Annotated in this window: 13 protein-coding genes and 2 pseudogenes; 14 read left to right on the plus strand and 1 reads right to left on the minus strand. The window is 42.1% G+C overall.

The features are described from left to right. The first annotated feature begins 23 nt into the window (after nt 1-23). From B0B05_RS13235 to B0B05_RS13300, 14 genes and pseudogenes are all read left to right on the plus strand, one after another. A complete protein-coding gene (locus tag B0B05_RS13235) occupies nt 24-1,211 on the plus strand; it encodes an efflux RND transporter periplasmic adaptor subunit (RefSeq protein WP_245799342.1) in 1,188 nt (395 codons plus the stop codon). Nucleotide 1,212: 1 nt separating this feature from the next. Further along, nucleotides 1,213-1,674: a heme-binding domain-containing protein gene (locus B0B05_RS13240; RefSeq protein ID WP_076784100.1), complete on the plus strand. Its 462-nt coding sequence runs from the start codon at nt 1,213-1,215 to the stop codon at nt 1,672-1,674. Nucleotides 1,675-1,794: 120 nt separating this feature from the next. Next, entirely contained in the window at nt 1,795-2,364 is a 570-nt protein-coding gene (locus B0B05_RS13245; RefSeq protein WP_059333873.1) for a helix-turn-helix domain-containing protein, read from the plus strand. Between the two features lie 333 nt (nt 2,365-2,697). Next, nucleotides 2,698-2,949 carry a heavy-metal-associated domain-containing protein gene (locus B0B05_RS13250; protein ID WP_076784101.1) on the plus strand — a complete coding sequence of 84 codons (252 nt, stop codon included), beginning with the start codon at nt 2,698-2,700 and terminating at the stop codon, nt 2,947-2,949. Nucleotides 2,950-3,449: 500 nt separating this feature from the next. After that, a complete protein-coding gene (locus B0B05_RS17260; protein ID WP_236628125.1) occupies nt 3,450-3,521 on the plus strand; it encodes a four-helix bundle copper-binding protein in 72 nt (23 codons plus the stop codon). 47 nt (nt 3,522-3,568) lie between these two features. Next, a pseudogene (locus B0B05_RS17265) lies at nt 3,569-3,718 on the plus strand (YVTN family beta-propeller repeat protein); the annotation flags it as partial. 67 nt (nt 3,719-3,785) lie between these two features. Beyond that, entirely contained in the window at nt 3,786-4,817 is a 1,032-nt protein-coding gene (locus tag B0B05_RS13265; protein ID WP_076784102.1) for a type II glyceraldehyde-3-phosphate dehydrogenase, read from the plus strand. 152 nt (nt 4,818-4,969) lie between these two features. Then, nucleotides 4,970-6,031 (plus strand): class I fructose-bisphosphate aldolase, encoded by a 1,062-nt coding sequence (locus tag B0B05_RS13270; protein ID WP_076784103.1) that lies wholly within the window; start codon nt 4,970-4,972, stop codon nt 6,029-6,031. 26 nt (nt 6,032-6,057) lie between these two features. After that, nucleotides 6,058-6,900 carry an ATP cone domain-containing protein gene (locus B0B05_RS13275; protein ID WP_076784104.1) on the plus strand — a complete coding sequence of 281 codons (843 nt, stop codon included), beginning with the start codon at nt 6,058-6,060 and terminating at the stop codon, nt 6,898-6,900. 12 nt (nt 6,901-6,912) lie between these two features. Further along, entirely contained in the window at nt 6,913-8,286 is a 1,374-nt protein-coding gene (locus tag B0B05_RS13280) for an MBL fold metallo-hydrolase RNA specificity domain-containing protein (protein WP_076784105.1), read from the plus strand. A gap of 9 nt (nt 8,287-8,295) precedes the next feature. Continuing rightward, nucleotides 8,296-8,856, plus strand: a complete 561-nt coding sequence (locus tag B0B05_RS13285; RefSeq protein WP_076784106.1) for an AAA family ATPase — start codon at nt 8,296-8,298, stop codon at nt 8,854-8,856. A gap of 46 nt (nt 8,857-8,902) precedes the next feature. After that, nucleotides 8,903-9,475: a DUF305 domain-containing protein gene (locus B0B05_RS13290; protein WP_228453733.1), complete on the plus strand. Its 573-nt coding sequence runs from the start codon at nt 8,903-8,905 to the stop codon at nt 9,473-9,475. A 58-nt stretch (nt 9,476-9,533) separates the two neighbouring features. Continuing rightward, a complete protein-coding gene (locus tag B0B05_RS13295) occupies nt 9,534-11,639 on the plus strand; it encodes a heavy metal translocating P-type ATPase (RefSeq protein ID WP_221406975.1) in 2,106 nt (701 codons plus the stop codon). Nucleotides 11,640-11,646: 7 nt separating this feature from the next. Beyond that, nucleotides 11,647-14,562 (plus strand): multicopper oxidase domain-containing protein, encoded by a 2,916-nt coding sequence (locus B0B05_RS13300; protein ID WP_221406976.1) that lies wholly within the window; start codon nt 11,647-11,649, stop codon nt 14,560-14,562. A gap of 588 nt (nt 14,563-15,150) precedes the next feature. On the opposite strand, the pseudogene B0B05_RS16665 reads toward B0B05_RS13300, so the two are convergent. After that, nucleotides 15,151-15,468: pseudogene (locus tag B0B05_RS16665) on the minus strand (IS5/IS1182 family transposase); the annotation flags it as partial.

Consider the following 15,468-nt stretch of genomic DNA (forward strand, 5'->3'; position numbering starts at 1 on the left):
ATAAGATGAAATTTAATATTTTAATGCTGGCCTTGCTGGTTTTTCTTTACTCCTGTAAAAAGGAGGAAGATCCGCATGCCGGCCACGATATCTACTACACCTGTTCCATGCACCCGCAGGTAGTCTCCGATAAACCCGGAAAATGCCCCATTTGTCACATGGATTTGGTGCCTGTCGAGAAGAAAAAGAATGCTGATCCTAACGAAATTATCTTGAATGACGAGCAGGTTAAACTTGGGAATATCAAAACAGTCGCGCTATCTGATGGGTCTATGGCCGACAAACTTACCCTGACTGGAACACTCAATTTTAATCAGTACCAAATGCAGGCAGTAAGTTCCAGAGTAATGGGTAGAGTTGAACGGTTGTATTATAAAAACATTGGCGATTTTGTTCCGAAGGGGGCGCCGTTGGTCGATATTTACAGTGAAGAACTCAATAATGCAAAGCAGGAATATTTGCTGGCATTAGAAAGACGCAAGCTCTTCGTCGGCAATACGTCCATTGATTTTGACCAGCTGCTCCAAAGTTCCCGAAACAAGCTTTATTTATGGGGAATGTCGGAAAGCCAGATCAAACAGCTGGAAAGATCAGGAAAAGCCACACCTACCACCACTGTGTTCAGCAATGCAGCCGGTTACATCACCGATCTGAGCATTGCCGAAGGCGATTATCTTGCAGAAGGTGGCACCATCGTGAATCTGGCAGATCTTTCATCGCTTTGGGCAGAGGCGCAGGTGTATTCTTCCCAAATGGCTCTCCTTCAGAAAGACAGCAAGGTCACCGTATATATTCCCGATCTGGATAATTTGAAGATTAATGGGAAGGTTGATTTTACAAACCCTGAAATAAGCGCCTCCAGCAGGATAAATCTGGTTCGCATTTCCGTGCCCAACAAAGGAAATCTGCTGAAACCCGGCATGCCGGTATATGTTCTGGTGGAAAACAAATCCCGTGATGGTCTTTCAATGCCTGTGGATGCGGTAATCAGGGATGGCAAATCTTCCACGGTGTGGGTGAAAACCGCGAAGAACACCTTCGTCAACAGAATGGTGGAAACGGGTCTCGAATATGAAGACAGAATAGAAATCACATCAGGAATTAAGGCGGGAGACGAAGTAGTGGTCTCCGGGGCCTACCTTCTGAACAGCGAATATATATTTAAGAAAGGGGCAGATCCCATGGCGGGTCACGATATGAGCACAATGTAATATGAGAAAATTGAATATCATAGGTTGGCTGTCGGTGATAGTAGTGGCGGTTGTTTTAGCCATTCAGTTCATACCGGTGGAGCGTAATGTCTCCACCGTTCCGCCAGGTCAAAGTTTTGAAAAAACCGAAAAGGTGCCCGCCAACGTGGCTGCAATCCTTAAAGTTTCCTGCTATGACTGTCATTCAAATAATACCCGTTATCCCTGGTATTCGGTATTACAGCCGGGCGCGTGGTTCATGGCCCGGCATATTAAAAAAGGCAAAGAAGAACTCAATTTTGATGAGTTCAATAACTATTCAAAAAGACGTAAAAAAGCAAAAATAAAAAGCATCATCAGCCAGATTGAGAAAGACGAAATGCCTTTAAAATCATACCGCATGATGCACGGAAACGCGAGATTATCAGCAGATAAAAAAAAAGAACTGTTAGATTTTTTTCGTGACAACGAATATAGTAAGTAACGCAGAACATAAGAAATGACGCTCGCCTGTGGTCTTTAGAGTATCAGAAATGGTCGTTTAGAATAAAAAAGGATCGGAAAAGACTGTGCTGTAGAATCAACAAAAATTAAAAACAACGTGATGAAATTAAATATTAAAAATATGGTTTGCAGCCGATGTCTCAAAGTGCTTAGGCAAGAGCTTGAACAACTGGGAATTAAGGTTTCATCAATTGAACTCGGGGTATTGGTAATCGACGAGATGGCTGGTAATCATACTGAAATCTTGGCGAAAATTGAAAGCGTTCTCCATACCAATAAATTTGAAATAATCCATAGTCCAGAGGAAGTGCTCGTCGAAAAAATTAAACATTTTTTGCTTTGTAAAATAGAAGAGCCCCCTCTCGATTCCACGGTAAACCTATCTCAAATTTTAAGCACGGAGTTCAACCACGAATATAAGTCACTGAGCAAGTTGTTCTCACACTTTGAAAATACAACGCTCGAAAAATATTTTATTAAATTAAAAATTGAGAAAGTAAAGCAACTTATTCAACTCAGGCAGTACACCTTTTCAGAAATAGGGCATCTCCTGGATTACAGCAGCGTCAACCACCTATCTAGACAGTTTAAAGAGATTACCGGAGAGAGCATGACTGAGTATAAAAATGCTGAACTAGCCAATCGAAGACCCTATGATGAAATTAGTTAACCTTAGAACTTAGGCGTATGAAATTATAAATAGGAAATAGTTGCGAAATAGAAACGGCAATCACAGGGACTTTTGCGCAACTCTCGATAAACTTCAGGTATAGTTTTGATGTTACTTGGCCTTTTTTTCAAAGCGAAATTATACAGAAACTAACGAAAATTATGCAGAACATCCGTTTAAGAAACTTGTACTTTTACAGTAGTAATTACAGCCAGCTCGCTTTCAAAAAACTATTTTATTGCAACACGAGTTTGGCCAAGTAAGGCTCACAGAACGTATTGTAAAACAGATAGTCGGAAAGTAACAATATATAAAAGAATAAAATCAAACAAAATGAAACAACAAATTGAAATAACAGGAATGTCCTGCGAAGGCTGCGTTAAAAATGTCGAAGAAGCGTTGAAAGAAATTGATGGCGTACAGAATGTAAAAGCGAGTCTGCATCCACCACGCGCAGTTATTGAAGCAGAGAAATCGATTAATACCGCGCAGTTAACGCAAGCCTTGGCGAAAGTAGGTTATAGTATTGCCGGCGCTTCCGTAGATGAGAATTTAAAAAAGTCTGGTGGCTCCTGTTGCTGTTGAAAAGTATGAACTGCGCGGGCAAGTATAATGTTAGTACGATGTGAACGATAACGGTAGAAATGCTCCGCTGAAAACTAAGTTAAAGAAGCAAATAAATTTTTTAAAAAAAATCAAAGTAGCCAGCAATAGCTTGCCTGATCAAACGCACTTATGATTGCGACAGGATCAGCGCAGGAACTGCATATTTATTGAAAAAACCAACCTATTTATTAACATAAAAACCAACAATTATGACAGGTTATCACACGTACCAAAGTTGTATTGAAGCATGTTTAAAATGTGCTGCAATATGTAATCACTGTGCTTCATCATGCACTGAGGAAGAAGATGTAAAAATGATGGCGAGATGCATTCAGTTAGACATGGAATGCGCAGCGATCTGCTATGCCTCAGCACAGTTAATGAGCCTCGGCAGCGACAAAGCAAAAGAAATTTGCCGCATTTGTGCCGACATCTGTGAAGCATGTGCTGCAGAATGTGAAAAACATGCACAACATGGAATGGATCATTGCCGTGAATGTGCAGAAGCTTGTAGAAAATGCGCCGAAGAATGCCGGAAAATGGCAGCGTAATTTAAAACGGGTGGTGATTTAAGAAGGCTCACGGTGTAGTAGTAAGCAACGATGGTAAATCAGTTTTTGTAACAAATACTTTAGATAATACCGTTTCTGTGATTGATGTGGCAAGTCAAAAAGTGATCCACACAATCCCGGTTGGCAAAGGCCCTAATGGAATAAGCTATTGGTTTGAAACTGGTGGAATGCCATAAACAGAATATTAAAGGAAATACACATCGGAAACCTTTTAATTTAATCGATAAGCTAAATATATATATTATGGAAAAAATAAGAGTTGCCATTAACGGATATGGTGTCATTGGCAAACGGGTTGCCGATGCAGTGCATTTGCAAGAAGATATGGAACTGGCAGGTGTATGCGATGTAATAACAGACTGGCGCATTCAAATGGCAGTATTGAAAAAATATCCCGTGTTTGCTTCCGATGACATGTTTAAAACAAAGATGAACGAAGCCGGAATAAATTCATCAGGCACATTGAACGACCTGCTTGCATCATCAGATATTATTGTGGATTGCACACCCAAGAAAATCGCTGCTCAAAATATAGAGCTTTATAAAAAACTTGGTAAAAAGTTTATTTTACAGGGAGGTGAAAAGCATGAAACAACCGGTCATTCCTTTAGTGCCGAAAACAACTATGCCACTGCACTTAACCTTGATGCTACAAGAGTAGTTTCCTGCAACACTACATCCATTGTGAGAACATTAACCGCCCTGAAGAATGCAGGCTTGCTCTTAAAAGCAAGAGGTACTCTACTTCGTCGTGCAACCGACCCATGGGAAAGTCATTTGACCGGGATTATGAATACCCTAGTTCCCGAAAAAGAAATACCAAGTCATCAGGGGCCGGATGCGCAATCCGTTGACCCCTCTTTTGACGTTATCACATCAGCAGTTAAAGTACCGGAAACGTTAAGCCATCTACATTACTGGAATGTACAGTTGACCAGAAAGGCCGATAAGGAAGAAGTTTTGGATGCGTTCAATAAATCTACCAGAATTGCAATGATTAAATACAGCGATGAGTTAGCCGCTAATAATACAGTTAAGGAATTAATGCTTGCAATAGGCCGCCCTTATGGAGATATGTATGAAGTAGCCTTGTGGCAAGACATGCTGAAAGTGGTTGGAGATGAAGTGTTCTATGCTTACCTAGTCGATAATCAGGCTATCGTAATCCCCGAAACCATTGACGCTATCCGTGCCCTAACCGGAATTGAACCAGACGCTGAAAAGTCGATACTTAAGACCAACGAAAGCCTTGGAGTTAAACAGAGTTTTTATTAGGAGTAAGCAAAAAGTAAATTATCAAATTAATAAAACGGAATGTTAAGGAAAATGGTTTTGTACCCTGCAAATATTTGTAAGACGCGCACTTCCGCAAATGCCTATTTCTAAAACAAATAGAAATTTAGGGATTAAATTAAAGTTTAAAAAAAATGAAAATGAACGATAACATTGCAGACTTATTAGGCAAGAAGGCAGCCTTCTATTTGGATCACGTTTGCCAAAAAATTACAAAAGATGAACTGCTGACTCCAGGCAAATACAGTCTGGAAAAGGTCTTTGGCGATAGCAACAGAAACCCGCAGGTTCTGCGGAGTCTCGCTCAACTTTATGGTCAGGGTAATCTTGGCGGCACGGGTTATCTGAGCATTCTTCCCGTTGATCAGGGTATTGAGCATAGTGCTGTGTACTCATTTTATAAAAACCCCGACTATTTCGACCCTGAAAACATTTTAAAACTTGCACTCGAAGCCGGCTGTAACGGTGTGGCTTCTACCTTCGGGGGGTTAGCCTTGAATGCCCGAAAATATGCGCACAGAATCCCTTTCATTGTAAAGATTAATCACAATGAATTACTGAGCTTTCCAAATAAATATGACCAAACGCTATTTGGAAAAGTTAAAAACGCCTGGGATATGGGGGCCCTTGCCATAGGAGCAACCATCTATTTTGGTTCCGAAGAAAGCGACAGACAGATCAAAGAAATTGCCGAGGCGTTTGAGCACGCCCATCAGCTCGGTATGGCGACTATATTATGGTGCTATCTTCGAAATGAGGCATTTAAAACAGCAGATCAGGATTATCACTCCGCTGCGGATTTGACAGGACAAGCCAATCATATCGGAGTAACAATTCAAGCTGATATTATTAAACAAAAATTGCCGACAAATAATTTTGGATTCAAAAACATTAAGTTCGGTAAATACGATGACGCGATGTATGAGGCACTAACAACTCCCCACCCGATTGACCTCTGCAGGCTGCAGGTAGCGAACTGTTACATGGGCAAAATCGGATTAATTAACTCCGGTGGCGATTCAAAAGGTGAGTCAGATCTGGTTGAGGCCATTACAACAGCGGTCATCAACAAAAGAGCGGGCGGCACTGGACTGATTATGGGTCGGAAGGCATTTCAGCGCCCGTTTAAAGACGGTGTGCACTTGCTACAAAGGGTACAGAATGTATATCTCGATAATAAAATAACAGTTGCCTAAAGTAAGTTTCAACAAACTATCAGAAAATGAAGATTCCCATTAGCATCGTAAAAAAGTCCGGAGATATTGTCGTATTTGATGTCGAAAAACTCACTAATTCACTTAGGCGCGCGTCTGCTGGGGAAAACGTCATTCAGCAAATTGTTGGTGAGGTTCAGTCCACGATTTACGAAGGCATGACCACCTCAAAGATCTATAAAATTGCTTTTGATTTGTTAAAAAAATATTCCCGCGTAAGTGCTTCAAAATACAAACTCAAAAACGCACTCTTTGAATTGGGTCCCTCCGGTTTTCCCTTTGAAAAATTAGTGGGCAAACTGATGGCTCATGAAGGTTTTTCCACCCAGGTTGGGGTCATTGTTCAGGGAAATTGCGTGTCGCATGAAATAGATGTCATCGCTGACAAAGACGACCAGCACTGTTTTATTGAATGTAAATTTCACAGCGACCAAGGGAGATTTTGCAATGTAAAAATTCCTCTGTATGTCAATTCCAGATTTCTGGATGTAGAAAAACAGTGGAAAAAACAAAAAAGTAACGAAGGAAAAATATCTAAAGGAGGTGTGTACACCAATACAAGATTCACTTCTGATGCCACACAATATGGGAAATGTGCAGGTTTACTAATGGCAAGCTGGGACTATCCTTTTGGGAACGGTTTAAAAGAGAGAATAGACAAATCCGGTTTGCACCCATTAACCGCATTAACGACCCTGACAAAAAACGAAAAAACAAAATTGTTAGACCTCGGCTTAGTCCTGTGCAAAGAAATTTATGAAAACCCGGAGGTCTTAAACCAAATCGGTATTTCAAAACCTCGCCATAAAAACATTATAAAAGATGCAAAAGAATTATGTTCTTTACATTAAACAATCTGACCAATGAAAAACACTAAAATTACCATTCATTTTTTGGGAGCTGCAGGAACAGTAACGGGTTCCAAATATTTAATCGATACAGGAGATCATCAACTCTTAATAGACTGCGGCCTTTTTCAAGGGTTAAAGGAATTACGGCTTAAAAACTGGGAATATCCGCCTGTGGACGTTTCAGCCATTGATGCCGTTTTATTGACTCATGGTCATTTCGACCACACAGGATACCTTCCACGATTAATAAAATATGGTTTTAACGGACCAGTTTACGGAACAAATCCCACTTTGGATATTGCCACAATCATTCTGAATGACAGTGCCAAAATCCAGGAACAGGAAGCGGCGCGAGCTAATAAAGAAGGTTACTCCAAACACAGTCCGGCAGAACCGCTGTATGGTGTGAAGGATGTAGCAAAAACCATTTCCCATTTTAAGGAGGTTCCACCATCACAGTGGATTCCGTTGTTTGAGGGCATCAGTGCCCGATTTCAGTACAATGGGCATATCTTGGGTTCTACTTTCATAGAGCTGGAGATACATGAAAAACGTTTTGTTTTTTCCGGGGATATTGGACGCACAAATGATTTATTGTTGTTTCCACCCCTGAAACCAGAAAAGGCGGATGTTCTTTTCATAGAGTCGACCTACGGAGGAAGGTTTCATCCGGATGAAGTGGAAGCGGTTCCGGAGATTGAAAAATTAGTCAACGACACCATTAACCGTGGAGGCAGCCTGTTTATCCCAAGTTTTTCGGTTGAACGTGCTCAACTGATGATGCTTATTTTATGGAGGTTGCTTAACGAAAATAAAATACCCAAAGTACCGATAATCATGGACAGTCCGATGGGAGCCAGCATACTCGATCTGTTTTACCGTACCAGAGATTGGCACCGGTTAACAACCGACGAATGTGATGAAATGTGCGATCATTTCACGGTGGTCAGCAGCTATCAGGAAACCATGGAGTTGCGTTCCGACAACAAACCAAAAATTGTTATCGCCGGCAGCGGGATGCTCACCGGTGGCAGAATGCTCAACTACCTTGAAACCCAGGCACAAAACTATGATAACACCCTGTTTTTTGTGGGCTATCAGGCGGAAGGAACCCGTGGAAGAAAATTATTGGAGGGTGAGAAAGAATTAAAAGTGTACGGAAAATGGGTGCCGTTCAATATGGAAGTAGCGGAAATTGAAGGACTGTCTTCACATGCAGACCACAATGAACTCATTGGTTGGATGAATGAAATAACAAATATTCCTGAAAGAATTTTCATCGTACATGGGGAAAAGGAAGGCGCAGAAGCGCTGCAGCTGGGCATAAAAGAAACCTACGGCTGGGATTCGCAAATACCTCAACTTTATGATATTGAAGAATTATAATTTGGAGATATGAATCATATAAGGGACAGTAAAATCAAGCATTCAGAAGAGACCAACTGGTATGTGATTACCGGCGGACCCAGTACCGGAAAAACAACGACCATTGATTTGCTTCAGAAGCAAGGTTACCTTACGACAATTGAACACGCCAGGCATTACATTGATACCATGCATAATGAAGGAAATTCTGTTGAAGAAATCAGAAGCAATAAAAAGAAATTTCAATTGGGAGTGTTAGAGATGCAGATCGCGGAGGAAAGATTGCTCAAAAAAGAAGATATGGTTTTTTTAGACCGGGCCATCCCGGATGCAATGGCGTATTATCAATTTTTAAATTTGGATTATGATGAAAAGTTACTTAATGCCGTCAACGGGGTTTCCTACAAAAAAATATTTATCTTAGACCGATTGCCTTTTGCCAAAGACTACGCGAGAACCGAAAATGAAGACGATCAAAAACTAATTCATCAGTTGATAATAGAAACATACACCAACCTCGGTTTCACTATCGTTTTTGTTCCGGTTTTGCCTCCCGAAGAAAGAGTGAAATTCATTTTAGATAATTTATGAACAAAAAATATTCATCCAAATTGTTAACATATAAAAAATTATTATTATGAAAAATTCAGAACATGATCACAACATGCTTAAGGATACTGATTCAGCAACAGGCAATCATTCCAAACATGAAATGGAATCGGGCAAGGAGTCTGTCCAGCACGCGCAAGAAAGCCATGCCTCTGCATACAAAAAGTTATTTTGGATGCTTCTGATTTCCTTTATTTCAATGTTTATACTAATGTATGCGATGGTGGACAAGCTGGCTAACGTAATTCCAAACATAAACCAGTTATACATGGCAGGCCTGATGGCTTCTCCTATGTTAATCATCGAACTGCTGTTAATGGGGAAGATGTATCCCAACAAAAAACTCAATAAAATTCTTATGGGCCTAGGAGTGCTGATGATGGTGCTGTTTTGGTCCGGGATTCGGCAGCAGACAGCCGTGGGAGATGTCCAGTTTCTAAAGTCCATGATTCCACACCATGCAGGGGCTATTCTTATGGTCGAAGAAAGTAATCTGGTCGATCCGGAAGTGAGAAAGTTGGGCGAGGAAATTATCAAAGCACAGGAGGAAGAAATTGCCGTCATGAGGGCGAAAATTAAAGAACTTCAAACCCGGAAGTAATCTCAAATAGCAGAATTTAACGCAAAAAAATTGAATTATGAAAAAATACACCTGTCCCATGCATCCCCAGATATTGAAGGACGAACCGGGGAAATGTCCACTTTGCGGAATGAACTTAATTCCCTTGGGAGGAACCGCCCGACCTGAAAAAGACGAACACAGCCATCATCATCAGAATCATGATCATCACTCAAAATCTGATAGTTCAGCGGCGGGATTTGACAAACATGCAGGTCATCATACTCCGGATTTCCTGAAGAGATTCTGGATCTCTTTGGCACTTACCGTTCCGGTCCTTCTGCTTTCTCATATGATTCAGCAGTGGCTTGGTTTCACCATAGCTTTTCAAGGCGATAAATACGTGCTGTTGGTTTTGGGAAGTATTATTTATTTCTACGGTGGAATGCCTTTTTTCAAAGGGTTTTTGGGCGAAGTGAAAGCCGGAGCTATTGGGATGATGACGCTCGTTGCTTTGGCGATTACCGTAGCTTATGTCTATTCCGTTGCCGTCGTATTCGGGCTGCCGGGCATGGATTTCTTTTGGGAGCTCGCCACCCTAATTGTCATCATGCTTCTGGGTCACTGGCTCGAGATGCGTTCGCAGATGGCAGCTTCAAAAGCGTTGCAATCTCTAGTTGCCTTACTACCAAATGACGTAACCGTCGAGCAGAACGGAAGTCCGGTTAAAATAAAACTGGGACAGCTGAAAAACGGAGATACTGTAATCATAAGACCGGGCGAAAAAGTCGCCGCTGACGGTCTGATTGTCGAGGGCACTTCTTACTTAAATGAAAGCATGCTGACGGGAGAAAGTGTTCCTGTAAGAAAAGAGTCCGGTGGAAAGGTTATCGCAGGGTCTATCAATGGAGACGGGGCTTTAAAGATAAAAGCAACAGGGGTTGGGAAGGATTCGTACCTCAATAAGGTCATTAATTTGGTTCAGGATGCGCAGGCAGCAAAGTCGAACACTCAGAATCTGGCGGATAAAGTAGCCAAATGGCTTACTATAGTAGCAATTGTGGTGGGAGTAGGAACTTTCGCTTACTGGTACATCACCATGGGAGATTTGGCTTTTGCTCTGGAACGGATGGTAACGGTAATGGTAACGGCCTGCCCTCATGCTTTAGGAGTGGCAATCCCTCTGGTGGTGGCCATTTCCACTACACTTTCAGCGACAAATGGTTTACTCATCAGAAACCGCACGGCTTTTGAAACCACCAGAAAATTATCGACCATTATTTTCGATAAAACCGGCACCCTTACGAAAGGTTCCCACACTGTGCAGAAAATCATTCCTCTAACGGAACACTATTCGGAAAACGATTTACTCCAGTATGCAGCAGCAGTGCAGCAGAACTCCGAACATCACATTGCAAAAGGAATCATGCAGACCCTTTCCGAGAAAAAACTGGAGCTATGGAAGTCAGATAATTTCCGCTACATGCAGGGAATTGGAGTGACAGGAATCGTAAACGGTAAATCGGTTGTCGCGGCTGGTCCTAATTATTTTGTTCAAAACAATAAACAGGTACCTGCCATTCCGGAAGAAATCAACCAGGATGCAGAAACAGTGAACTTTATTTTGATTGATGACGTGCCCGTGGGTATTGTTTCTTTAGCAGATACCATTCGCGAAGGCGCAAAAGAAGCTATTGACCAACTTCGAAGCATGAACATTAAATCATTCCTGCTTACAGGTGATAACGAAAAGGTAGCGGCGGCGGTGTCAAAGCAGTTAGGAATGGACGGATATTTGGCAAATGTACTTCCGCACCACAAACAGGAAAAAGTAAAAGAATTTCAGGATAAAGGAGAAATCGTTGCCATGACAGGTGACGGCGTAAATGATGCACCGGCTTTGGCAGCAGCAGATGTAGGCATTGCAGTTGGCAGCGGAACTGATGTTGCTGCCGAAACCGCAGATATTATTCTGGTCAACAGTGACCCTCGAGACGTGGTGAAAATGATAGATTTTGGAAAGAAAACCTACAGCAAGATGATCCAGAATCTCGTATGGGCAGTGGGCTATAACGTCGTGGCTATTCCACTTGCTGCAGGTGTTCTGTATCCCACATATGTCCTGAGTCCCGCCATGGGCGCAGTGCTGATGAGTGTCAGCACCATCGTGGTCGCACTTAATGCAAGTTTGTTAAAAATTAAATAATCACAAGATGAAATATATATTTTCGCTTTTTCTATTTATGGCAATGTCCATAAACAGTTATTCACAGAGCACCAAAACCGTGTACACCTGCCCGATGCATCCGCAGGTCGTGAAATCAGCACCCGGTAACTGCCCCATTTGCGGTATGACCTTGGTGAAGAAAACCGTTACTGAGAAAAAAACGGCGGCCAAATCCGCGCCCGCTCCTAAAAAGGCCACCGTAGTTAAAAAAACTACGGGTAAGAAACCTGAAATTACCGCTGCAAAAACAAAGACGGTAACGGAAGTTAAAAAACCGGTGATGCCAAAGACTAAAGCAGTACCGAAAGACCCAGCGAGCATCAAAACGCCGGAACATTCAACACCTGCTCCGCATCAGCATGAAGCAGCGCAAAAGATGTACACTTGTCCGATGCACCCCGAGGTGGTTTCGGACAAACCCGGAAAGTGTCCCAAGTGCGGTATGAATCTGGTCCCTCAGAAGGAAAGCGGCCGGCATCAGTCTACCGGCAAAACCCCGGAACATCAAACTTCAGATGCGCATCAGCATGAAGAAGCGCAAAAGATGTACACCTGCCCGATGCATCCCGAGGTGATATCGGACAAACCCGGAAAGTGTCCCAAGTGCGGTATGAATCTGGTGCCTCAAAAAGGAAAGAAGGAAGATCATTCTGCACACGGAAACATGCAGATACATGGTGAACACAAAATGGTCATGCCCATGCCCGAAAAGCACCTAAAAGGCGGACGCAAAGTGACCTACCATCTTTATGTGAAAGACACCCTGGTAAATTTCGCGGGCAAACAGAAACGCGCCATTGCCGTAAACGGGCAGATTCCGATGCCAAAACTGGAGTTTTATGAGGGCGATACGGCCGAAGTGATTGTCCATAATTTAATGGACGAAGAAACTTCTCTGCACTGGCACGGTCTTCATCTTCCAAATAAAGAAGATGGGGTTCCCTGGCTTACCCAGAAACCCATTCCACCACATTCAACCTACACGTATTCGTTTCCGATCATCCAAAACGGAACCCACTGGTATCACTCACACACTGGCCTGCAGGAGCAGATTGGAATGTATGGGATGATGATTCTGAAAAAACGTCCCGAAGATCCTACCTTCCGACCGGGGATTGATAATTTGCCCACGGAGCACCTTATCCTGAGCGAGTGGACAAACCTGAACCCCAATAATGTTCAGCGGATGCTCCGCAATGCGAACGACTGGTTCGCAATCAAGAAGGGCGCTACGCAGAGCTATTCTGAAGCCATAAAACAGGGACATTTCAAAACCAAGCTTACCAATGAGTGGAAGCGCATGCTGGCCATGGATGTGAGCGACGTTTACTATGACGCATTTCTGGTTAACGGGAAAACCGAAAGCCAGCTGGCAGGATACAAAGCCGGTGACAAAGTACGGCTGCAAATAGCCAACGGCGGGGCTTCCTCTTATTTCTGGCTTAATTATGCGGGCGGAAAAATTAAAGTAGTGGCCAGTGACGGACTGGATATTGAACCGGTCGAAGTGGATCGCCTGATCCTGGCGGTTTCCGAAACAGTGGATATCGTAGTGGAAATTCCTGAAAAAAACACTTCATACGAACTCCTTGTTACACCCGAAGACCGCACAAAATCTGCGTCAGTGTTTATTGGAGAAGGAGCTACGAAATCCCATGATCCATTACCCAAACTCAAATACTTTGAAGGGATGAAGATGATGAACGACATGATGAAGATGAACGGTGACATGAAAGATATGGGCATGAAGATGAGTTATCAGACGATGGATATGAATCAGGTGATGTATCCTGAAATTAGTGCTGAAAATAATGCAGCAATGCCGATGGACAAGATGGACAACAACGATGCGCAAATGGATCACTCACAGCATCAGATGCCTGCTTCCGGGATTACCACATTGAATTATGGGATGATGAAATCGCCTTATGACACTTCACTCCCGAAAGACAGTCCCGTGCGCGAGCTCAAGTTTACCCTTACGGGAAACATGAACCGCTACATATGGAGCATGGACGATAAAGTCCTGGCAGAATCTGACAAAATATTGGTAAAAAAAGGCGAAATTCTCCGCATTACCCTATTCAATAATTCAATGATGCGTCACCCGATGCACCTGCACGGTTTTGATTTTCGGGTACTCAACAAAAATGGCCTTCAGGCACCCCTCAAAAATGTGTTGGATATTATGCCGATGGAAACTAATGTCATCGAATTTGAAGCTAAAACTGACGGGGACTGGTTTTTCCACTGTCACATCCTCTATCACATGATGGCGGGGATGAACCGTGTTTTTGCTGTTGGTGATTATCAGAATCCTTTGCTGCCCGATAAAGCTTCAGCTTACAAAAAGCTCCAGCGCGAAAGTAACATGTGGCACCTTATGGCCGAAAACGATTTTGCTACCAATGGTAACGACGGGATGGCGAGGATCTCAAATGCCCGCTGGGAATTGGGAACAGAATGGCGTTTAGGTTACAATCCCCATCACGGCTACGAGGTGGAAACCCAACTCGGCAGGTATGTGGACCGTATGCAGTGGCTGAAACCATTTATCGGATTTAACTATCGTTATAGAAAGATTGACAGGAATAATATTGAAAAAAACCTTTTTGGACAGGCATCTACTAAAGATGAAAGAAAAACTTTCAGCGCTGGTATCATGTATAAACTCCCGATGTTGGTGGACCTGCAGGCAGAAATATTTACAGACGGAATTGTAAGGTTCCAGCTGAAACGTGAAGACATTCCGTTGACTGCGCGTTTGCGCGGGGCATTCATGGTCAATACCGACAAAGAATATATGGCAGGTCTTAAATACATCGTTACAAAGAATTTTGGTATCTCCACACACTACGACAGCGATATGAGCTGGGGCGCAGGATTTACGCTGAATTATTAAACAAGTTATTGATAAGTCTTCTTTAATGGAGTGCAACAGGTAAAAGAGAGACCGGTTGCACTTTATTTTGCTCGTACGCAGCCAGATATGTAATAAAGGAAGGGGGAAAATACTTTTTACGAAGAAATTTGAAGTATCAATTTCTAGTCCCTACTTCTAAACTCAGGGACTAAATCGGGGATTGTTTAATGGTTTATACGATGCCTTATGCGTTTATAAAATTATCTAACTTGCTTACTGTCAGTAAAATGATGACTTACATTGCTTTATTGGTTTAAATAAAAACTCCCTGTGGAACTACATGAGCATTTTGATGAAAGTCACCCAAAAGTTTTAAATTTTTTAAATGACAATGAAGAGAAGATAATTGAGGGCTACGAAGAAAATGACGGGCACCCATTTCAGCATGTCTTTAATTCTTTTCTAAATTTATTTAAAGTAAGGTTTCCTCTTGTAACAAATTCAGAAGTTAACATTTTTAGATATTTTTTTGTTGAAAAGTTGCAAAGTCACTTCCGCCAAGAACTTCAGGACTCAATTGAAGTATGCAGTCAAACATATTTTGGAAAATTACTACATAGTCGTTCCTTAACAAAACCCACTATTTAATTTATTTTTAAAAACAAGATTAGAAAACAGCATAATTTGTATCTTATAAAATAAGAAAATAATTTTCTGTTTCAGTAGTTCCATCATTTTCTTCATGTTCCAAACGGTTGCAGCTAGTAATGCATTGATTTGTGGTCCCGTTTCTCCCATGAAGTAATTTTTTGCCAGCCTAAAATCGGTTTTTAAATGTCCGATGATAGGTTCTATTGCCGCTCTGGTTCTAAATTTTTTGCGCTTTGTCTGCTTTTGATAAGCAGTGTCTTTTTTTCTTGGAGTGCTTGGGATGGAGAGTTTCAC

Origin of the sequence: Epilithonimonas bovis DSM 19482 (assembly GCF_900108115.1) — a bacterium.
Classification (GTDB): Bacteria; Bacteroidota; Bacteroidia; order Flavobacteriales; family Weeksellaceae; genus Epilithonimonas; species Epilithonimonas bovis.